The 20,562-nt window shown below is 56.6% G+C and carries 15 protein-coding genes, 1 tRNA gene and 1 pseudogene; 9 read left to right on the forward strand and 8 right to left on the reverse strand.

Annotation, left to right across the window (positions count from 1 at the left end; all coding sequences use genetic code 11):
• Positions 1–2: 2 nt before the first annotated feature.
• The 7 genes and pseudogenes from flhA to J7412_RS01840 all read right to left on the reverse strand — a co-directional run bounded on the left by flhA (position 3) and on the right by J7412_RS01840 (position 7,983).
• Positions 3–2,087: a flagellar biosynthesis protein FlhA gene (gene flhA, locus J7412_RS01810; protein WP_209076481.1), complete on the reverse strand. Its 2,085-nt coding sequence runs from the start codon at positions 2,085–2,087 to the stop codon at positions 3–5.
• A 3-nt stretch (positions 2,088–2,090) separates the two neighbouring features.
• On the reverse strand, positions 2,091–2,861 hold the full coding sequence (locus J7412_RS01815) for a transglycosylase SLT domain-containing protein (protein WP_209076483.1): 771 nt from the start codon (positions 2,859–2,861) through the stop codon (positions 2,091–2,093).
• A 67-nt stretch (positions 2,862–2,928) separates the two neighbouring features.
• Positions 2,929–5,253 carry a hypothetical protein gene (locus J7412_RS01820; protein ID WP_209076485.1) on the reverse strand — a complete coding sequence of 775 codons (2,325 nt, stop codon included), beginning with the start codon at positions 5,251–5,253 and terminating at the stop codon, positions 2,929–2,931.
• The gene (gene motA / locus J7412_RS01825; protein WP_209058421.1) at positions 5,250–6,119 is read right to left on the reverse strand and encodes a flagellar motor stator protein MotA; all 870 of its coding nucleotides are present in this window, start codon (positions 6,117–6,119) and stop codon (positions 5,250–5,252) included. The genes J7412_RS01820 and motA overlap by 4 nt, the downstream gene beginning before the upstream one ends.
• A gap of 60 nt (positions 6,120–6,179) precedes the next feature.
• Positions 6,180–6,833 (reverse strand): hypothetical protein, encoded by a 654-nt coding sequence (locus J7412_RS01830; RefSeq protein ID WP_247738568.1) that lies wholly within the window; start codon positions 6,831–6,833, stop codon positions 6,180–6,182.
• Positions 6,834–7,189: 356 nt separating this feature from the next.
• Positions 7,190–7,474: pseudogene (locus tag J7412_RS01835) on the reverse strand (hypothetical protein); the annotation flags it as partial.
• Between the two features lie 11 nt (positions 7,475–7,485).
• The gene (locus tag J7412_RS01840; protein WP_209076487.1) at positions 7,486–7,983 is read right to left on the reverse strand and encodes a flagellar basal body-associated FliL family protein; all 498 of its coding nucleotides are present in this window, start codon (positions 7,981–7,983) and stop codon (positions 7,486–7,488) included.
• Between the two features lie 141 nt (positions 7,984–8,124).
• Between J7412_RS01840 and fliF the strand changes: the two genes are divergently transcribed.
• The 7 genes from fliF (at position 8,125) to rpsT (ending at position 13,031) form a co-directional block, all read left to right on the forward strand.
• Complete coding sequence (fliF, locus tag J7412_RS01845) at positions 8,125–9,753, forward strand: flagellar basal-body MS-ring/collar protein FliF (protein WP_247743750.1); 1,629 nt, start codon at positions 8,125–8,127, stop codon at positions 9,751–9,753.
• Positions 9,753–10,349, forward strand: coding sequence for a hypothetical protein (locus J7412_RS01850; RefSeq protein ID WP_209076490.1), 597 nt, complete (start codon positions 9,753–9,755; stop codon positions 10,347–10,349). The genes fliF and J7412_RS01850 overlap by 1 nt, the downstream gene beginning before the upstream one ends.
• On the forward strand, positions 10,342–10,623 hold the full coding sequence (locus J7412_RS01855; protein WP_209058427.1) for a FliM/FliN family flagellar motor switch protein: 282 nt from the start codon (positions 10,342–10,344) through the stop codon (positions 10,621–10,623). Before J7412_RS01850 ends, J7412_RS01855 begins: the two co-directional genes overlap by 8 nt.
• A complete protein-coding gene (gene fliP / locus J7412_RS01860) occupies positions 10,623–11,360 on the forward strand; it encodes a flagellar type III secretion system pore protein FliP (RefSeq protein ID WP_209058428.1) in 738 nt (245 codons plus the stop codon). Before J7412_RS01855 ends, fliP begins: the two co-directional genes overlap by 1 nt.
• 89 nt (positions 11,361–11,449) lie before the next feature.
• Positions 11,450–12,409: a DMT family transporter gene (locus tag J7412_RS01865; protein WP_209076493.1), complete on the forward strand. Its 960-nt coding sequence runs from the start codon at positions 11,450–11,452 to the stop codon at positions 12,407–12,409.
• A gap of 57 nt (positions 12,410–12,466) precedes the next feature.
• A tRNA-Pro gene (locus tag J7412_RS01870) sits at positions 12,467–12,543 on the forward strand.
• Between the two features lie 224 nt (positions 12,544–12,767).
• Positions 12,768–13,031 carry a 30S ribosomal protein S20 gene (gene rpsT, locus J7412_RS01875; RefSeq protein ID WP_209058430.1) on the forward strand — a complete coding sequence of 88 codons (264 nt, stop codon included), beginning with the start codon at positions 12,768–12,770 and terminating at the stop codon, positions 13,029–13,031.
• Between the two features lie 63 nt (positions 13,032–13,094).
• On the opposite strand, the gene J7412_RS01880 is transcribed toward rpsT, so the two are convergent.
• Positions 13,095–13,898 carry an undecaprenyl-diphosphate phosphatase gene (locus J7412_RS01880; protein WP_209076495.1) on the reverse strand — a complete coding sequence of 268 codons (804 nt, stop codon included), beginning with the start codon at positions 13,896–13,898 and terminating at the stop codon, positions 13,095–13,097.
• A 219-nt stretch (positions 13,899–14,117) separates the two neighbouring features.
• Here J7412_RS01880 and J7412_RS01885 point away from each other — a divergent pair, with 219 nt between their 5' ends.
• Positions 14,118–15,554, forward strand: a complete 1,437-nt coding sequence (locus J7412_RS01885; protein ID WP_209058432.1) for an NAD(P)-dependent oxidoreductase — start codon at positions 14,118–14,120, stop codon at positions 15,552–15,554.
• Between the two features lie 212 nt (positions 15,555–15,766).
• Positions 15,767–20,305, forward strand: coding sequence for a glutamate synthase large subunit (gene gltB, locus J7412_RS01890; protein ID WP_209076498.1), 4,539 nt, complete (start codon positions 15,767–15,769; stop codon positions 20,303–20,305).
• Positions 20,306–20,562: the final 257 nt, after the last annotated feature.

A 20,562-nucleotide genomic window follows, 5' to 3' on the forward strand; every position in this document is an offset into this window, starting at 1 on the left:
CATCATGCGGCGACAACCCCGACAAGAGAAGGGCGCGCATCCAACCCGATTTCTTCAAAAGACAGCACGGGATTTGAAATACCTTTCGCGCTCAACACTGTTCGCAAAAAGCGTCTGCGTCGCGTTGAGGTGACCAGAGCTGCAAAAATACCGCTATTGCCAGCCTCGTTCATGCGATCAGCGATCGACTGGGCGAGCGCGTTGAACACATCCGGTGGAAGCGCCACATCCATGCTGCCAGCGTCACCATCAACCTGATATGTCGCAAAGGTGTCTTCCCACTCTGGTGCCAGCTGCACCAACGGAATGGTTCCATCGTCGCGTTTCAGATCAGATATCAGCTGGAAACCAAGACGCTGACGCACATTCTCGCAGATTGCATCCGGCATAACGGTGACATGTCTCGCTTCGGCAATCGCTTCGAGGATCAGCGGCATGTTGCGAATTGAGACCTGCTCATCCAGCAGCATGCGCAATATCCGATGCAACAGATCGAGCGGCACTTTATCAGGTACAAACTCGTCCATCATCCGGCGGTTGGCATCTGCTCGCGCAGGGTCGGACAGGTTGACCATCTCGTCCAGAATGCGGCGCAGTGCTTTAAAGGTTAGCAAGCGGCCGAAGTTGGTCTTGATCGTTTCTAGCAAGTGCGTGGCCAGAACCTCCCCGGGCGTCACAATGGTGATGCCGGAGAGCGCCGCGGCTTCCTGTGCTTTGCTGTCGATCCAGCGGGCAGGCGCGCCATAAACGGGCTCAGATACATCTTCGCCCGGTGGCAGGGCATCAGGTGTGTCGCCAGCAAGTGCAAGAACCTTTTCCGGTTCCAGACGGTCGCGCACCTGCTCAACCCCCTGAATGCGGATCGTGTACGTTCCATTGGGAAGCGAAGGTTCATCGGTGAGGCGAATCTCGGGCAGGATCAGCCCGAAGGTTGAGGCAACATGGGTCCGCATATTTGTGATACGGGCGTCCAAGCCTGCGCCGGGATCTAGTACCATATTGACCAGATCCGTGGCGAATTCTACGTGGATATCATCCAAATCCAAGACATCGCCAATGGGCTTGTCACGTGGCAGGACAGGGGCTTCTTCTTCGAGGGGAGCCTCTTCTTCTTGAGCCTTGTTCTTATAGAGATAATAGGCGGCCCCTCCGAGCACAGCACCGCCAAAAAGAAACGGCACAAAGGGCAGGCCGGGTACCAGCGCAAAGAGCACCATCAGGACGGCCACTGTGGCCAACGCGGGCGGATAGTTGCCGAGCTGATTGACCAGTGTCAGGTCGGTGGAACCGGTGGTGCCACCACGCGCCAGCAAGAGCGCTGAGGCGATGGAGATGATCACGGCTGGGATCTGTGTGACCAGTCCGTCGCCAACCGTCAGGATCGCGTAGGTCTCAAACGCTTGACCGATTGGCATGCCGTGGATCGCGACGCCCATAATCAAGCCCATCACGAGGTTGAGAAGGGTGATCAGAAGGCCGCCGACCGCGTCCCCCTTTACGAATTTTGAGGCACCATCCAGAGAGCCGAAGAAAGTGGTTTCTTGCTGTTCACGTTCACGGCGGGCCTTTGCTTCAGCGTGGTCGATCGCGCCAGCGGACATGTCGCTGTCAATCGCAAGCTGCTTACCCGGCATACCGTCCAAGGCAAAACGCGCGCCGACTTCGGCCATACGTGTGGCGCCTTTGTTGATGACCATGAAGTTCACGATCAACAGGACACAGAAGACAACAAGGCCCAGAAAGACGCTACCGCCCATAACGAAGTTGGCGAAGCCTTCAATCACGTCGCCCGCTGCACCTGTACCCGTGTGTCCCTGACCAATGATCAACTTGGTTGAAGACACATTGAGGGACAGGCGCAGCATCAGGGATGCGAGCAGAATTGTTGGAAACGCGGAGAAATCCAACGGACGCTCAATAAACAGCGTGACGGTAAAAATCAAAATGGCGAGCGCGAAAGACGCCGCCAGACCGATATCTAGCACCCAAGATGGCATTGGCAAAATCATCATTACGATGATCGCCATCAGCGCCAAGGCCAACAAAATGGTCGGGCTGAAGAGGGGCTTTAGAGTTTGCGGATTCACGAATTAGCCTCCGTTACCGAGGAAGGGGCGAGCGGAGCCAGTGCTGCCAGGAAAGAGTGATCCCATCGCACCTGCGCTGCTGCCCCGTTGAAGCAGCGGGAAATTGTTTTCCCGTGCAACAGCGGCGGTCTGCACCAAGGGCTCGGTTTGCTCGGCCGGCGCGAGCGGCATTGACCCGGGATCAGGCAGGTTCGCCATGATACGCTTGAAGCGCGCTTTGTATTTCTCTGCGTACTTAGGCGTACGGGAATGATAGGCCGCGGCGGCATCATCCCAATTCTGCATCTCAGCATAGAGACGTGACAAGAAATCCGCCGCATAGCGCGCGTTGGCGATGGGTTGGAACATGTGGGTTACGTCGGTAAAATGCTGGCCATGCCACCGGTAGTTCAGCTGAAAGCAGCCCACATCAAAGCTACGTGCGCCTGCTGCGAAGTGCTTTTGAACATAGGACAGAGCTTCGCGCTGTGAGTTGAACCAGACGCCCTTGCCTTCCATGTTCACAGTCCAAGGCCACGGCGTCAGAACACCGTTTTTTGCGCGGCCGGTTTCGGTGCGGGTGATGGCGCGAAGGACGTCAAGTGGGACGCCAGTTTCATTCGAGACGATTCGCGCGACACGGTCGCAGGTCTCAGCCTCTTCAGTGCTGGCGTGCGCTGCGTGAGACCCTTGCGAAAAAGGGTTTATCAGCGTGCTTGCCGCACCGACGCTGATTATCAAAAGCGAGTCGCGCGCTCGGCACAACAATGCTTTGAAAACGTTCTGTTTTTTCATACCGATAGCTTTCTGCCCCAGTTTGAGGCCAAGCTATCGGTCGTTTCTTTACATTTGGTAAGCGTGGTTAAGAGGAAGGCTCAGTCAGACTATGCCAATCCAACAAATCGCCAAGCACGTTGCGGCTTTCAGCACTGTCATCAAGCAGCCCACGGTTGCGCGCCAATATGCCTTGTGTGGCCTCGTCCACCTGAGTTTCCTCAGTGTCCGTTTTCATCATCATATCGCTTGTTTGGCGATAAACCTCGTTTTCGGACGATGCCAAGGCATCGAGATTTCCACCAAGCCAGTTCTGCTCTTCGGCACTTTGGTTTTCGCCAAGATCAGAGAGCATCTGTGCTGCCATTTCGTGATCGCCGACCAGAGATCGCGCTTGCGCTCGGAGACGTTCGGCGTCTGGAGAAGTCATGCCAAGCAATTCAGCTTCTGCACGGCGGGGTAGGGAATCGGCCAAAGCGACGCGCGCTTTCAGCAAACGCATTTCATCATTCTGATGTGAGTTCTGAGCGGCTTGCAGCAGACGTTTGGTTTCCCCAACAAAGCCCATTTCAAACATCTTTTGAGCAAGGGCGAGCGCAGTGTCCGGGGTAATCTTGCCAGGTTCGGCCAGATCTTCCGCGAGCGCAAAGGTGACAATGTCGAAGTCCTGCGCGTGTTCGATTACAGCGCTGGCCAGCCGACTACGCACCTCAACGGCAGGTTCGGGACCATCCATCGCTTCGATCTCTGCAACGATTTCAAAGGCCGGTTCAAATTCATGCACCAACATCCGCGCGAGCGCATGGGCGCGTCGCAAAGAAGGGCCCATCTCGCCAGATTTGTGCTCCACCGCAAGCGCGCCGACAAGTGAAATGGTGTCATTCGACGGAGGCAGGGCCTGTTTTACATGCGAGTCGATCAGCTCAACAATCGCTAGGGTTGCGAGATCTGTGTTCTGAGTGGCGATGTCTTCCAGAGTGGCATCTGCGGCGTGGGTGTTGCCCAGCTCGGCATCAAGATTGGCTTGCGCAAAATCAAAGCTTGTTCCCGGCATTGGGTTGGTGCGCTCAATGCCATTCAGCACAAGCGTCGCAGCCTCCGTATCGCCCTGCTCAACAAGCTGATTGCTCAGGCGTGGCCCGAAATAGTCGCGCAGATGGCGTGGTAGCACATTCAAACCATCCATTGCGCCATTGATCGCGCTTTCCCCTGTGAGACGTTCGCCGGACAGGGCGGCCCAAAGGGCCACATGACCGGAGCAATGGCCTTGCTTGGCAAACATGTGGTCACTGTCTTTGGGGGCATCACCGTCAACGATCTGCGCCATGACATGTAGAATGCGGGTTTCGCCTGTGTTAGGCAGAAGCTTGAGAACTTGCTGGGCCTCGGCGCCAAACGTGTAATGAACGTAGAGCTTTACCAGCCGCTGCAGCGCTTTCTCATTGGTGCGGTCAAATTCGCCCACCAGATTTCTGCGCACATCTGCGAGTTCTTCTACGAAAGTTTTTTCGCCGCTCCAGTCAGCGATGTTCACAGCTGAGTCCGGCAGACAAGTACCAACGCCAACCTGACCACTCAGAAGCGCCGCAATATCCCGCCCCACTTCGTCAATTACGTTGTAGGCGACGATGTTCACATTCTGGCCATCTAGGCCGACAGCGGCTTGTGGCGGAACGTGATCCATATTTTGGCCGGCAGATTCTGGCGTTTTGAACTGCGGCCCTGCTGCCAGTTCCATTGGTTTCGGTGCCGGTTTTGGTTTCGGCATCGGAACTTGGGATTTCAGCAGGTTTTGCGTCGCGGCGCGATCAACCTGTTTGATCAGGTCTTGCCGCAGCGTGGTGACTTGGACACTGCGGTTCACAAAGTTCTCAAGCGCCAGAAGGCCGGAAAAGTCCGGAGATTGTGCAGGCTCTTCTTCGGGAGCTGGCGCGAGGGTGACCGGTTTGGCCGCTTCAAGTGCGGAGAAGCGGAACACCCGCTGCGGTGTTTCCGTTTCCACGGCTTCGCCAAACGACAGAGGGATTTGCGGAACATCCTCTGGTTCAGTCGACAGATCTTCGCGAATGTCAAAAATCACATGGCGTTCGTTGTAAGGGATCGATACCACCCGGCAATCACACGCCAGGGTGAGCTCAACTTCGCCCGTACGGTCATTGGCTTTGATGTCGGCGAGACGTGTCCGGGGAATGCGGTCGAACACGTCATCAGTGATCAGGTTCAGATCATCGCCGTCAATCTTGATGCGATAGGTGTTTCCATTACGGTCGATCGTCCACTCGGTATCGCTGGATGGCAAGGTTGCCACCAGTCGTGTGAAATCTTCATGCTCCCCGGAGATGAAGGGCACATCTTGAGCCTGAACGGTCGCGGCCACAAAGGCCAACGGAATGGACAGGAGTAGTGGTCTCACGCCGCTTCCTTCTTCACTTCTTTGAGTGCTTCTTCAAGTTCAGCAAACTGTGGGCGGTTGTGCCCAGGTGTGTTCTGTCGACCGACTTCGATGCAGATGTTTGGCGAGTGGTTGTGCAGGTTCGCGATAAGCACTTCGCGGATCAGCTGGTGGAAGTGTGCGTCTTCTTCCACGATCCCTTTGATTTTGGCCGCAAATGGGCCAACCAAACCATAAGCAAGGAAAACGCCAAGAAATGTTCCCACAAGAGCGCCACCGATCATCTTACCAAGCACTTCTGGTGGCTGGTCGATCGAGCCCATCGTCTTAATAACACCAAGAACCGCCGCAACAATTCCGAGAGCTGGCAACGCATCTGCCAAGGACTGGAGTGCATGCGAGGAATGCATGGAATGGTGAAAGTTTGCTTCGATCCGCTTCTCAAGCACCTCTTCGACCTGATGCGGATCATCATAGTTCATCGACGCAGAGCGCAGGGTATCGGCGATCAGATTTACGGATTCCTTATCCGCTTGGATTTTCGGGTACTTCTGGAAAATTGAAGATTCTTCTGGGTTTTCAATATGCTCTTCGATCGCCACGGGATTCTTGCGGGCTAGTCGTATGAGCTCAAAGAGCAGACAGAGCAGATCTTGATAGTCCTGTGGTTGCCACTTGGTCCCTTTAAACACTTTGCCGAGATCCTTCAGCGTGTGCTTCACCGCCGCGCCGTCGTTGGACAGCAAGAATGCGCCAACACCAGAGCCACCGATGATGATCATCTCAAAGGGCAGCGCCTTCATGATTGGTCCCAGGCTACCGCCCGCAAGCACGTAGCCACCTAACACCATGATGAAAACGACAGCGATGCCGATAATGCTGATCATGAGTCCAAACTCCTTTTACCCTTCTTGGGTGACCATACGCAGCAGCGGGTTAACAATGTCTCATTCGGTGGGCGAATTTGCGTTCCGTCCGGCCAAAATCACGCTGATTGTGTAAGCAGCATCAGGTTTCATGCCGGCCATGATTCCAGCAGCGGCCTCAGGCTTCATCCGGCCAATAAAGCCGGCTGCAAACTGTGGATCCATTTCTTCAAAGAGGAGGGCGACGCTTTTGGGCTTCATGGTCTCATAAACCTGAGTCAGGCGTGTCAGGTCGTCTTCGGCGGCGGTCTCGGCAATGGAAATCATGTCGCGCAGGCGATTTTCAGCATCTTCAAGCGCTGCCATTTTGCGCGACACTTCGGCGTCCGCGATATTGAGCGCCTGGAGGCGATTCTTGATCTCGGCTTCCTGCTTCGCGATACGCGCCTCGCGTTCTTCAAACACGGACATCAGCTTGCGCATGTCTTCTGGGTGCTCACAGGCTTGCGGTTCCGCCATCGCCATTTGAGGCGAATCAAGGAGCGGCTCTTCGCGTGCCAGCGCTTCTGTTGCGCCCACGCCCACTCGCAAAGTGGCAGAAGCTACCAGGAAAGACGCGATCATAAACAGACTGCCTTTGGCCTGTTTACGCGGCGCTTTGCCTTTGGCTTTTGGCTTGCGGGTCTTGTCGGCAGCGCCAGCTTTGGCTGGCGCGTTTTTCTGAGCCTTTTTCATTGCTTTCGCTCCGTTTAAGCAACGTGACGGGTGAAGACCGGGGCAGCTTTTGTGCCCTCATCTGCGTTTGTCTTGCCCGATTTGCCTTTCTTTTTAGTTTGCGTAGCCGCCTCTTTTGCAGCTTTTCGCTTCGCCTTGCGTTTGGCTTTCTTTTTCTCGCGACGACGCAGGCGTTCTTCTTCTTCGGCTTCGAAATCAATCTCGAACTCTTGGTCGAGGAGATCTTCATCCGTCAGCTCGTCATCATCATCTTGTTCTGCGTCTTCAGCTTTGCGCTTGGCAGCTGCTTCAAGCTCTTTTCGCAGAGCTTCTTCTGCGGCTTTTGCCTCAGCTTTGGCTGCATCCGCTGCAGCGCTATCCTGCAAATCATGCATTGACGCCAGCATGAGTTCCAAACGCTTTGAAACGCCTTCTGCGCGCTCGGTTAGCGTTTCAAGCCGCTCTGTCGATTTCCCAGCGGTCTGCTGAGCGGCCTTGAGGGTGCGTGTCATGTCGTCAACTTGCGCGGACAAGACTGCGACCGCACCGCCTACACCGGTTTCAAGGTCATTAAATTTCGCAAGTCTGCGTGCGAGCACATAGCAATAGAGCCCTGCACCAAGAGCACCCGCGACCAGTAAGATATCTGCAATCAAATCCATCTCGGCACTCCTTAATTCAGCACGAATTCCATGACCAAAAGGTCAGAAACCCGCTCTTGGCCAGTTACAATTTGGACACGGCGCAACATCTGAGAGCGCAACTTCACCAAGGCATCGGGCGATTCGATGTCGGCAGGGCTAAGCGCGCGGAGATATCCATTAAGGACGTCAACGACCCGTGGGAGAACGCGTTCGACTTCTTCTTGGTGTGCGCTGGGAACCTCTAGCTGCGCGCGAAACCGCAAATAGTCAGCAGAACCACCAGATGTCAGTGAAACGACAAATGGGTCGAGGCCAACATAGGTGATGTCCGGGAGAGCTTCGGGTTTATCCATCTCAACCGATTCTTCTTCTGCCGCTGGTGCAGAATCGCTTCCCAATATCATGCCTGAATAGACGGCAAAGAAGCCGCCGCCTCCGCCTGCCAAAGCAAGCACAAGCCCAATAATTAAAGGGAGTTTTGACGCCTTTTTTGGCGTCTCCTCTGTGTCGACAGTTTCGTCAGTCATCGCAGGTTCCAAATTCTTTGTCCCTGCAAGTTCAACCACACAGAAACTAACCGATTGTTAAGCCTGATCGTGGAAACAGTTGTTCAAGGTCGTGCAGAAGGTGCGGCATCACGGAGTAAAGACGTGCAACAATTATTGAATATGTGGACTGGGTTGGACTTGCGGCGGAAAGTGATCGTCGTGTTGGCCACCGTCGCAGTATTTGCGACAGTACTTTCCCTGGGGCGGGTGGCAACAAAACCTGGAATGGCTCTGCTTTATAGCGGCCTTGAGAGTGGCGCAGCAGGTGAAGTGGTGCGGGCGCTGGAACAGCGCGGCGCCGTGTACGAGGTGCGGGGAGGCTCAATCTATGTGGCTTCTTCCGCGCGTGACGAACTGCGCATGACGCTTGCGAGCGAGGGGCTGCCAGCAAATACGACGCAGGGCTACGAGCTTCTCGATTCGCTTTCAGGCTTCGGTACAACTTCGCAAATGTTTGATGCGGCATACTGGCGTGCCAAAGAAGGTGAGCTTGCGCGTACCATCGTTGTTAGCCCGCTTATCAGTCAGGCGCGCGTACATATTGCGAACGCCTCCTCAAACCCGTTTCAACGCCAAATTAAACCCTCTGCGTCGGTGACAATAACGACCGCTGCTGGCGATCTGCCCACAAAACATGCGCAAGCTCTGCGATTCTTGGTGGCGTCCGCCGTTTCGGGCCTGTCGCCTGAAGATGTGGCAATCATTGATGGCAATGGCGGGCTGGTCGGCGTTGCCGAAGAAACCACAACCAAAGTGGGTGAAAATCGCGAAGAAGAGACACGTCTCGCTGTTCAGCGCTTGCTTGAAGCGCGTGTCGGTCCTGGCAATGCCGTGGTTGAAGTGAGCATTGAAACAGTGACGGAGACTGAGTCTATCACTGAGCGAATCTTTGATCCAAACGGCCGGGTGGCCATCAGCACTGATACCGAAGAACGCAGCACCGATTCTCAGAACGCCAGTGGTCAGGTGACGGTTGCTTCCAACTTGCCTGACGGAGATGCGGCAGGGAATGAGTCCGGCTCTTCCAACCAGAACCGTGAGACCAGAGAGCGAATCAACTATGAGGTGTCTGAGACGCAGCGCGAGATTTTGCGTCAGCCAGGTGCCATTCGCCGTATGACAGTCGCGGTGCTTGTGAACGGAACGACGACAGAAACTCCTGAAGGCGAGACAATTGTCACCCCGCGCCCTGAAGAAGAAATGGGCGCATTGCGGGAGCTTGTCGCCTCTGCAGTCGGCTTTGACGAAGCGCGCGGCGATGTCATCACTCTGAAGTCGATGACTTTCCAGCCAGCATTGCCGATGGGGACCTCCGCGGAATCCTCGATGTTCAAAGGCATGACGCTTGATTTGATGTCCATCATCCAGACAGCAGTGCTCGCAATTGTTGCGCTCGTTCTTGGGCTGTTCGTCATTCGTCCTCTGCTGGCCGGCGGCGCCGGAGCAGGTGATCTGAACGAAATGGCTGAGGCACCGATGTTGCCGGGTCTTGATGGAGACGATGGTTTCCCGGCGATGGCTCCGATGATGGGTGACATGGGTGGAGACATGGGGATGCCGATGGCGATTGGTGACATGGGTGGCGAAGTTGGCGGCTTGCCTGCGCTTGGAGGAGATATGCCAATGGGAGGCGATGGCATGTCACAATCTGATGCAGCCGAACGTCTGCGGTCCTTGATCAGTGATCGCAAAGAAGAAACGGTGGAAATCCTGCGCCATTGGTTGGACGATCGTGAGGAGCGTGCCTAATGTCGGTCTCCCATCTTTTTGAAGACTTTGGTGGCATTACTGAGCCGCAACCCGCACCTGTTGAAGAAGCAGTCGGCAACGAAGACGAGATGCTGGAAAGCTTTGAGCAAGGCTACAAGGCGGGTTGGGATGACGCGATCAATGCGAAATCCGAAGAACACGCAAATATGTCTGCGGAACTTGAGCGCAAGCTTCAGGATTTGTCTTTCACTTATCATGAGGCGCGCGAAGCCATCGTCGCCGACATGGCGCCCACCATCGAGAAAGCGATCATGACCGTCTTGCCGGAACTGGCGCGTCAAGCCATTGGGGCGCTGGCGGTGGAACAACTCAATGAGATCGTTCGCGAATGCAGCGAAACTCCTGTTGTTTTGTCCGCTGCACCGGATGCGTTTCAGCCGGTCATCGACGTCATGCCTGAAACCCCACAATTCCCCGTCGAAGTCGTCCGTGACGAGAGCCTAGGGGAAGGTCAAATCAGATTCGAATTCGCAGAACGCGAACGACTGCTGGATATGAGCGAAGTTTTGGACACCGTTGCCGAAGCTCTGAAAGCGTTCACACATGAAACCCGCAAGGAGGCCCAGAATGGCTGATCCAATGATGAAACCCGATTCCGCCAACCCGTTCACCTCCGTGCCGGTTGAGATCACAATCTCTGTCGGCAAGGCGCGGCCGCTGATCGGTGATTTGCTGAATATGAATGAAAACTCCGTTCTGCCGCTGGACAAGCGCGTGGATGATCCAGTGGAGCTCTACGTTGGGGATAAGCTGATTGCCCGTGGCGAGCTGGAAGAGCTTGAGGGCGGCCAAGAAGGTCAGCTGGCCGTTCGCCTGACCGAAGTCGCAGAATTTGAAAGCGGTCTCTGATGCGTAAGGCGGCTTCTATCGCCGCCGCCCTGCTAATCTTCGTTCTCTTTCAGGCTGACGCTGCATCCGCTCAGGATGTATCGCTGTCTATCGGGAACGATGAATCGCTTACGGCGCGCAGCATTCAGCTATTCCTTTTGATCACGATACTCAGCCTCGCGCCGGGTATCGCGATCATGGTGACATGTTTCCCGTTCATTGTGACGGTGTTGTCGATCCTGCGGCAGGCGATCGGGCTGCAGCAATCGCCACCCAATATGATGATGGTTTCACTGGCCATGTTCCTGACGTATTACGTGATGGAGCCAGTGTTCATGCAGGCTTGGACGACGGGCGTGCAACCGCTTCTGGACGAGTTGATTGATATAGAGACAGCGTTCCAGCGTACCACGGAACCTTTCCGGCTGTTTATGTCCTCTCGCTTGGATCCCGACACCTTTTTGCATCTTGCTGCATTGCGCCCTGATACGGCACAGGTCGCTCCTGGGCCGGATGCGCCATTGTCTGTTTTGGTGCCGAGCTTCATGCTCTCTGAGATCGCGCGCGCTTTTCAGATTGGCTTCCTGATCTTCCTGCCCTTCCTCATTATCGACCTGGTGGTTGCAGCAGTTTTGATGTCCATGGGTATGATGATGGTCCCACCAGCAATCGTGTCATTGCCGTTTAAGCTCAGCTTCTTTGTGATTGCAGATGGCTGGAGCCTGATTGCAGGCAGCCTTGTGCGCAGCTATTTCTAGGGTGATTATTGAGCGCATCGCTTTTTCATTTGAAGCGTTGCGCTCAAACGCCGACAGTGGCCTCATAGCAAACCTGGTGAAGATTTTCGATGAACCTCAAGGCGACCCTTTTGGCCCTGTTGGCCTTTGCGCTTTATTCTACGCATGATGTGGTCGCCAAGTATCTTGGCGCGACCTACTCGCCCTTTCAGATCGTTTTCTTTGCTTCCCTGTTTTCCTTCCCGCTTGTGACAATGATGTTGGTGCGGGACCCGACGCAGGGAAATCTACGCCCAGTGCATCCTTGGTGGGTGGCTGTGCGGTCTTTATGTGTTGTTATCGCGCCGGCGGCTGGGTTTTACGCCTTCGCAAACCTGCCATTGGCGCAGGTCTACGCGATTTTGTTCTCTTCTCCTCTGCTCATCACATTGATGTCGATTCCAATTCTAAAGGAGAAAGTTGGGTTCTGGCGGATGCTCGCTGTCGTCATTGGTCTTGGAGGCGTGATGATTGTCGTGCGCCCGGGCGCCACGGAACTAAATGCAGGTCATGCCGCAGCGATTATCACTGCACTGAGTGCGGCTCTTCAGTCTGTTATCGTCCGCAAAATCGGGCGTGAAGAGCGGCGCGTCGTCCTCATGCTCTATCCGCTTTTGGGCAGTGTTGCCGTGATGTCGGTGGTTCTCGTGTTTGTATATGAACCGATGCCGCTGATTGACCTTGGCAGTATGGCTTTTGTGTCTGTCTTTGGCTTCTGCGCGACCTTGCTTCTGGTTTATGCCTATACGATTGGCGAAGCGGCGCTGGTTGCGCCCATGCAGTATTCCCAGATCATTTGGGCGATGATCTTTGGCGCCTTGTTTTTTGGTGAGTCACCTGACGTGGCAACACTGCTTGGCGCCGCAATTATCGTGGCCAGCGGCCTTTTCATCATTGCGCGCGAAGCTATGGGTGGAAATTCGGAACAAACACCCGTGTTGCGGACCCGCTCACGAGGCATTTCTCCCGGCAGTCTGCGCGTCAGTTCGGCCATGCGGAGGCCGGAACGAACAGACAAGACCGATCCCTAATGGGCTGTGGTTGCCCTTGCCAAAGCAAATCGAACCGACTATCTCGCGCGGCACGGTCGGAGTGTAGCTCAGCCTGGTAGAGCACTGTCTTCGGGAGGCAGGGGTCGGAGGTTCGAATCCTCTCACTCCGACCAAATTTTCGCTCGTCAAAATCTCGTAGGACCTGTGCGACGACGCGTGCCTATGTCTCCTTTGTCTTTGGGTGATTTTGCATTGCATGTTTTTGCAAAAGCCTTATAAGGCTCCGCCATACATGCGCGTGCAGCCCGCTTAGGCTTGATCTGATTCTCCTTGACAGAGAGGCCCGTTCGGACGTGGCACGCATTACAAACGTACCGAACCAAAAAGGTCCAAGATCATGGCAAATTCGCCCCAAGCAAAAAAACGCGCCCGTCAGAATGAGCGCCGTCTCGAAGTTAACAAAGCACGTCGCTCGCGCATCCGCACCTTCCTGCGCAAAGTGGAAGAAGCGATCGAATCCGGTGACAAAGCGGCAGCAACTGCTGCTCTGCGCGCGGCTCAGCCAGAACTGATGCGTGGCGTGAGCAAAGGTGTTTATCACAAGAACACCGCGTCCCGTAAGATGTCCCGTCTGGCATCTCGGGTAAAAGCGCTGGCATAAGCCCTCGCTTTAAAGAATTCTGAAAGCGCCGCTGTTTCAGCGGCGTTTTTTTGTGCCTGCCGGTCAGCTATATGCAAAGCCGAGGAGTAAGATCCCAAGGATGACCCGATAAATCACATAGGGCGTGAAGCTGACGGTGCGGAGCAATCGCATCATAAGGATCAGGGCGAGCAGAGCCGCGAAGAATGAGAAGATTGCAGCGAGTGCGCCATCCCGAAGGATCGTTATGTCCGCCTGCGCTGCAACGTCGATGGAAAGCAGGGCGCCACTCGCGAGGATCGTGGGGATCGACATGAGCATGGCGAGTTTGGCGGCGTCTTTGCGGGCATAGCCCATCTGACGTGCCCCTGTGATGGTGATGCCTGATCGCGAGGTGCCGGGGATCAGCGCTATAGCTTGCCATAGGCCGAGTTTCCACGCGTCTTTGAGGTTCCAATCCGCTTCGGTTTTGATCTGCGCCCCGAAGCGATCGGCCCACCAAAGCACCAGGCCGAAGAGTATCATGGTCCATCCTATCACTGCGACGGAGCGCATGGCTTCGTCGACACCGCTGAGTTTGAGCAGCAACCCCGCAGCGATAACTGGGAGTGTGGCGATGATCAGCAGAAACGCGAGGCGCGCGCCGGGAGTGTCACGTTTGCCTGCAGCAAGGCGCGGGAGGCCAGCCACAGCGCCGCGTACATCCGCCCAGAAATAGATGACGATAGCGCCTAGAGTTCCGAGGTGCGCGGCGACATCTATGGCGAGTCCCTGATCCGGGAGAGGAGACAGTTTTGAGAGGAGAATCAGGTGCCCTGAGGAGCTAACTGGAAGAAACTCAGTGAGGCCTTGAATGATTGCCACCAAAAATATGTGAAAAAGTGCCATAATAGGGGCGACCTCGCGTTGAACGACTCAGGTATAATTGGCCAGTGATTCAAGGGAAATATAGAATTTAAGCACTGTTCGGACCTAAAGTTTGGAAATTTTTGATATGATTGCTCAAAATAAGTCAAAAAACCAGAATATAGGTCAGTTTAACTGACTTTTATGCCGCTAGAATATTCTTTAGACAGCCGGAACTGGAAAAATCTGGAGGCAGCGGACGTGGCTAAGCAACCTATGTTGAAATTTGTGACCGTAGAGCGCGATATGCCTGAGAAGCGTGATGCGTCGGTGCGCAAGGAAGATTTCAATGAGATCTATGCGGAGTACGCCAAGGTAAAGGCGGAAGAGCAGGCGAGTCGGTGCAGCCAGTGTGGTGTGCCTTACTGTCAGAGCCACTGCCCGCTTCACAACAATATCCCGGACTGGCTGAACCTGACGGCGACGGGCCGCCTCAAAGAGGCCTATGCGGTGAGCCAAGCCACCAACACATTCCCGGAAATCTGTGGCCGCATCTGCCCGCAGGACCGTCTGTGTGAAGGCAACTGCGTGATTGAGCAGTCCGGCCATGGCACTGTGACCATTGGGTCTGTCGAAAAATACATCACCGACACCGCCTGGGAAAACGGCTGGGTCGAAGCGCTGGCGCCAAGCGAAGAGCGTGGCGAGAGCGTGGGCATCATCGGCGCGGGCCCCGGCGGTCTGGCCGCCGCAGACCGTCTGCGTCGCGCAGGGTTTCAGGTGACCATCTATGACCGCTATGACCGCGCAGGCGGACTACTGACCTACGGCATTCCGGGCTTCAAACTGGAAAAAGACGTGGTCATGCGCCGCAACAAGCTGCTGGAAGATGGCGGCGTGACCTTCAAGCTGAATTGCAACGTGGGTGAGGACATTTCGTTCCAAGATATCCGCGATGCGCATGACGCTGTGATCATCGCCACTGGCGTGTACAAAAGCCGTGATTTGCAAGGCCCAGGCGCCGGTGCAGAGGGCATCGTGAAAGCGATTGACTACCTCACCGCCTCCAACCGTCTGAACTTTGGCGACACCGTGCCTGAGATCGAGAGCGGCGAGCTGAATGCAGAGGGCAAAAAGGTTGTGGTGATCGGCGGTGGTGACACCGCGATGGACTGTGTCCGCACCGCGATCCGCCAAGGCGCTGAGAGCGTGAAATGTCTCTATCGCCGCGACAAGGCCAACATGCCTGGCTCCCAGCGGGAAACACAGAACGCCGAAGAGGAAGGCGTGGAATTTGTCTGGCTGTCCGCCCCGAAAGGTTTCACCGGTGGTGACCGTGTGGAAGGCGTGATGGTGCAGAAAATGCGTCTCGGCCAGCCGGATGCATCGGGCCGTCAAAGCCCTGAGGTGATCGAAGGCGCGGACTACGTGGAAGACGCGGATCTGGTCATCAAGGCGCTGGGCTTTGAGCCGGAAGACCTGCCAACCCTCTGGGGTCAGCCTGAGCTGGAAGTGACCCGCTGGGGCACCGTGAAAGCACAGTTCACCACCGGCGCCACCGATCTGGATGGCGTCTATGCGGTGGGCGATATCGTGCGCGGTGCAAGCCTTGTGGTCTGGGCGATCAAAGACGGACGGGATTGCGCAGATGCGATCATCGAACGCTTTGGCGCAACGCAAGCTGTGGCTGCTGAGTAATCGTTAACGCGCTCGGAAAAGGGCAAAAAACGACTGTCTGTATCGCGTCGGTATTGCGACTGTATCGCGACGGTGCCGAAAACAGCAGGCAAAAGTAAATAAGACATAAGCGCTGACCAAACTGGCTTGAGGAGCCGACAGCGCAGTTCGCCGGAAAAAGGCCACGTGCCACCCCACTGCGGGACACCCGGTGCAAATGATGGAGATAGCGAATGACCAAATTTGATCAGAACTGGGTCAGAGCCGAAGAAGCCAAACGCAAGTGGATGGCGGAGAACGGCCTCTATTCCGAAGAAGAAGAGCACTCCTCCTGTGGTGTGGGTCTTGTGGTTTCCATTGACGGCAAACCAAGCCGTCAGGTTGTGGAAGCGGGCATCACCGCATTGAAAGCGATCTGGCACCGTGGTGCGGTGGACGCAGACGGCAAGACCGGCGATGGCGCGGGCATTCACGTGCAGATCCCTGTGCCGTTCTTTTACGACCAGATCGAACGCACCGGGCATGAGCCCAACAAAGACGAGCTGATCGCAGTTGGTCAGGTCTTCCTGCCACGGACGGATTTCGGCGCGCAGGAGCACTGCCGGACCATCGTGGAAACCGAAGTTCTGAAAATGGGCTATCGCATCTATGGCTGGCGCCATGTGCCGGTGGATGTGAGCTGTCTTGGTGAAAAAGCCAATGCGACCCGTCCGGAGATTGAGCAGATCCTGATCTCCAACTCCAAGGGTGTGGACGAAGACACCTTTGAGCGTGAGCTCTATGTGATCCGCCGCCGCATCGAGAAGGCGGCGCTGGCGGCCAATATCGGCGAGCTTTACATTGCGTCGCTGTCCTGTCGTTCGATCATCTACAAAGGCATGATGCTGGCGGAGCAGGTTGCGGTGTTCTACCCCGACCTGATGGATGAGCGCTTTGAAAGTGCTTTTGCGCTGTATCACCAGCGCTATTCCACCAACACCTTCCCGCAGTGGTGGTTGGCACAGCCTTTCCGCATGCTGGCGCACAATGGTGAGATCAACACGCTGAAAGGCAACCTGAACTGGATGAAGAGCCATGAAATCCGCATGGCGTCTGACAGCTTTGGCGACTACGCCGAAGACATCAAACCGATTGTACCGGGTGGGGCGTCTGACTCCGCCGCGCTGGACGGTGTGTTTGAAGTTCTGGTGCGCGCGGGCCGTTCCGCGCCAATGGCAAAAACCATGCTGGTGCCGGAAAGCTGGTCCAAGCAGGCGGTGGAGCTGCCGCAGGCGTGGCGCGACATGTATTCCTACTGCAACTCTGTGATGGAGCCATGGGATGGCCCTGCCGCGCTGGCGATGACCGATGGTCGCTGGGTCTGTGCGGGTCTGGACCGTAACGGCCTGCGCCCGATGCGCTATGTCGTGACGGGTGATGGCCTGCTGATTTCCGGCTCTGAGGCCGGCATGGTGCCGATTGATGAATCCAATGTGGTGGAAAAAGGCGCGCTTGGTCCGGGCCAGCTTCTGGCTGTGGATATGAAAGAGGGCAAGCTCTACCACGACACGGAGATCAAGGACAAACTGGCCAATGCCAAGCCTTATGGCGAATGGGTTGGCAAGATTCGTGATCTGGCAGGTGAGCTGGATGCGGTGACCGAAACCGCGACCTTCACCGGCGAAGAGCTGCGTGCGCGTCAAATCGCGGCGGGCTTCTCCATGGAAGAGATCGAGCAGATCCTTGCGCCGATGGCTGAGGATGGCAAAGAGGCGCTGGCCTCTATGGGCGATGACACCCCGTCTGCGGTTCTGTCCAATATGTACCGTCCGCTGAGTCACTTCTTCCGTCAGAACTTCTCTCAGGTGACCAACCCTCCGATCGACAGCCTGCGCGAATACCGCGTGATGTCGCTGAAGACCCGTTTTGGCAATCTGAAGAACGTGCTGGATGAAGACGGCAGCCAGACCGAAATCGCTGTTCTGGACAGCCCGTTTGTGGCCAATGCGCAGTTTGCGCGGTTGCTTGAGGCGTTTGATGACACCGTGGTGCGCATCGACTGTACCTTTGCGGCGGGCGCGGATTCCCGTGCGCTGCAAGTGGGTCTTGAGCGTATTCGCGCAGAGGCCGAAGACGCGGTGCGTTCCGGTGCAGGCCACATTGTGCTCTCAGATGAAGCGCAGGGTGCCGACAAGGTCGCGATGCCGATGATTTTGGCCACCAGCGCGGTGCACAGCCATCTGACCCGCAAAGGTCTGCGGACCTTCTGCTCGCTGAACGTGCGTTCGGCGGAATGTATTGACCCGCATTACTTTGCGGTGCTGATCGGCGCAGGTGCGACCGTGGTGAACGCTTACTTGGCAGAAGACACGCTGGCGGATCGCATTGAGCGCGGTCTGGCGGATGGCACGCTGACCGAGAACGTCGCGCGCTATCGTGAGGCGATCGATCAGGGTCTTCTGAAGATCATGGCGAAGATGGGGATCTCGGTGATTTCCTCCTATCGTGGTGGTCTGAACTTTGAGGCGGTGGGTCTGTCCCGTGCCATGTGTGCGGAATATTTTCCCGGCATGACCAGCCGGATTTCCGGCATCGGTGTGAGCGGCATTCAGAAGAAGGTCGAAGAAGTGCACGCCAAGGGCTTCCTGTCGGGCACGGATGTGCTGCCGATTGGCGGCTTCTACAAGGCGCGGAAATCTGGCGAGACCCATGCCTGGGGCGCGCAGACCATGCATATGATGCAGGCGGCCTGTAACCGCGCGTCTTATCAGCTGTGGAAGCAGTATTCCGCAAAGATGCAGGCGAACCCGCCGATCCATCTGCGTGATCTGCTCGACATCAAGGCAATCGGCAAGCCTGTGCCGCTTGAGGAAGTGGAAAGCATCACCGCGATCCGCAAGCGCTTTGTGACGCCGGGCATGTCGCTGGGGGCGCTGAGCCCTGAGGCGCATAAGACGCTGAACGTGGCGATGAACCGGATTGGCGCGAAGTCTGACTCCGGTGAGGGCGGCGAAGATCCGGCGCATTTCGTGCCGGAACCAAATGGCGACAACCCCTCGGCGAAGATCAAGCAGGTGGCGTCGGGCCGGTTTGGTGTGACCGCGGAGTATCTGAACCAGTGTGAAGAGCTGGAGATCAAAGTGGCGCAGGGTGCGAAGCCCGGTGAAGGCGGCCAGTTGCCGGGGATGAAGGTCACCGACCTGATCGCCCGTCTGCGCCACTCCACCAAAGGGGTGACGCTGATCTCTCCGCCGCCGCACCACGATATTTACTCCATCGAGGACCTGGCGCAGCTGATCTATGATCTCAAGCAGATCAACCCGCGCTGTAAGGTGACGGTGAAGCTGGTGGCGTCTTCCGGTGTGGGCACGATTGCGGCCGGGGTGGCGAAGGCGAAGGCCGATATCATCCTGATCTCGGGTCACAATGGCGGCACGGGTGCAAGCCCGGCGACCTCGATCAAACACGCGGGTCTACCGTGGGAGATGGGTCTCACTGAGGCGCATCAGGTGCTGGCGATGAACAACCTGCGCGAGCGGGTCACGCTGCGGACTGATGGTGGTCTGCGCACGGGGCGTGACATCGTGATGGCGGCGATGATGGGGGCTGAGGAATACGGCATCGGCACCGCGGCGCTGATCGCGATGGGCTGTATCATGGTGCGTCAGTGCCAGTCCAACACCTGCCCGGTCGGGGTTTGTACACAAGATGAAAGCCTGCGCGCGAAATACACCGGCTCGGCGGACAAAGTGGTGAACCTGATCACCTTCTACGCGCAGGAAGTGCGGGAAATCCTCGCCTCCATCGGGGCGCGCAGCCTTGATGAGGTGATTGGCCGTGCCGACCTTCTGGCGCAGGTGAGCCGTGGCTCTGCCCATCTGGATGATCTGGATCTCAACCCGCTGCTGATCACCGTCGATGGCGCGCATGACATCGTCTACAACCGCGACAAAGACCGCAACTACGTGCCTGACACGCTGGATGCGGAGATCGTGCGGGATGCGGCGCGCTTCCTTGAGGAAGGCGAGAAGATGCAGCTCTCCTATGCGGTGCAGAACACGCACCGGACGGTGGGCACACGCACCTCAAGCCACATCGTGCGCAACTTCGGCATGCGCAACACGCTGCAGGAAGACCACCTGACCGTGAAGCTCACCGGCTCTGCGGGGCAGTCTCTGGGCGCCTTTGCGGCACCGGGCCTGAAGATCGAAGTGTCCGGCGATGCCAACGACTATGTGGGCAAGGGCCTGTCTGGCGGTACCGTGGTGGTGCGCCCGCCAATGGCGAGCCCACTGACAGCGGCCGAGAACACCATCATCGGCAACACCGTGCTTTACGGCGCCACCGACGGGCACCTCTTTGCCGCGGGCCGCGCAGGCGAGCGCTTTGCGGTGCGCAACTCCGGTGCAAAAGTGGTGGTCGAGGGCTGTGGCGCCTGTGGCTGTGAATACATGACCGGCGGCGTGGCCGTGATCCTTGGCGAGATCGGCGCAAACTTCGGCGCAGGCATGACCGGTGGCATGGCCTATCTCTATGATCCGGAAGGCAAAGCCGAGGATGTCATGAACATGGAAACGCTGGTGACCTGTCCGGTGACGGTGCAGCACTGGGAAGATCAGCTTAAGGGTTTGATCGAGCGCCATGTGGCCGAGACCGGCAGCGCCAAGGCACGCGACATCCTGCAACACTGGGATGTGGAAAAAGCCAACTTCCTGCAGGTTTGCCCGAAAGAGATGCTGGTGCATATCCCGCATCCTCTGACGGTAGAGGAAACAGCGGTTCCGGCGGAATAAGGCTGGGATAGAGACAAAAAAAAAGACCCCCGCTGGCGTTGCTGGCGGGGGGGTTATTGTTGGGGTGTAGTGTTAATTGGAAGTTGGCTACGACTGCTTTCAGTGCGAAGCATGCAGCCAACGGGAGAAGTACTCTTGGGGAGGCGATCAACATAGATCCTCGACAGCTTTCAAACGGATTTACGACTGGGTGGTCGGGGCTATTCACGCCTCTCTGCCGAAGCGAAAGATAGCTTTGCTTGTTTTCAGGCTGCCAA

Origin of the sequence: Shimia sp. R9_3 (genome assembly GCF_017743755.1) — a bacterium.
Taxonomy (GTDB): Bacteria; Pseudomonadota; Alphaproteobacteria; order Rhodobacterales; family Rhodobacteraceae; genus Shimia.

Coding starts and splice junctions, on each gene's coding strand:
- gltB (WP_209076498.1), top strand. CDS start 15,767: ATGACCAAATTTGATCAGAACTGGGTCAGAGCCGAAGAAGCCAAACGC.
- rpsT (WP_209058430.1), top strand. CDS start 12,768: ATGGCAAATTCGCCCCAAGCAAAAAAACGCGCCCGTCAGAATGAGCGC.
- J7412_RS01880 (WP_209076495.1), bottom strand. CDS start 13,898: ATGGCACTTTTTCACATATTTTTGGTGGCAATCATTCAAGGCCTCACT.
- J7412_RS01850 (WP_209076490.1), top strand. CDS start 9,753: ATGTCGGTCTCCCATCTTTTTGAAGACTTTGGTGGCATTACTGAGCCG.
- J7412_RS01830 (WP_247738568.1), bottom strand. CDS start 6,833: ATGAAAAAGGCTCAGAAAAACGCGCCAGCCAAAGCTGGCGCTGCCGAC.
- fliF (WP_247743750.1), top strand. CDS start 8,125: ATGTGGACTGGGTTGGACTTGCGGCGGAAAGTGATCGTCGTGTTGGCC.
- J7412_RS01815 (WP_209076483.1), bottom strand. CDS start 2,861: ATGAAAAAACAGAACGTTTTCAAAGCATTGTTGTGCCGAGCGCGCGAC.
- fliP (WP_209058428.1), top strand. CDS start 10,623: ATGCGTAAGGCGGCTTCTATCGCCGCCGCCCTGCTAATCTTCGTTCTC.
- motA (WP_209058421.1), bottom strand. CDS start 6,119: ATGATCAGCATTATCGGCATCGCTGTCGTTTTCATCATGGTGTTAGGT.
- J7412_RS01840 (WP_209076487.1), bottom strand. CDS start 7,983: ATGACTGACGAAACTGTCGACACAGAGGAGACGCCAAAAAAGGCGTCA.
- J7412_RS01855 (WP_209058427.1), top strand. CDS start 10,342: ATGGCTGATCCAATGATGAAACCCGATTCCGCCAACCCGTTCACCTCC.
- J7412_RS01865 (WP_209076493.1), top strand. CDS start 11,450: ATGAACCTCAAGGCGACCCTTTTGGCCCTGTTGGCCTTTGCGCTTTAT.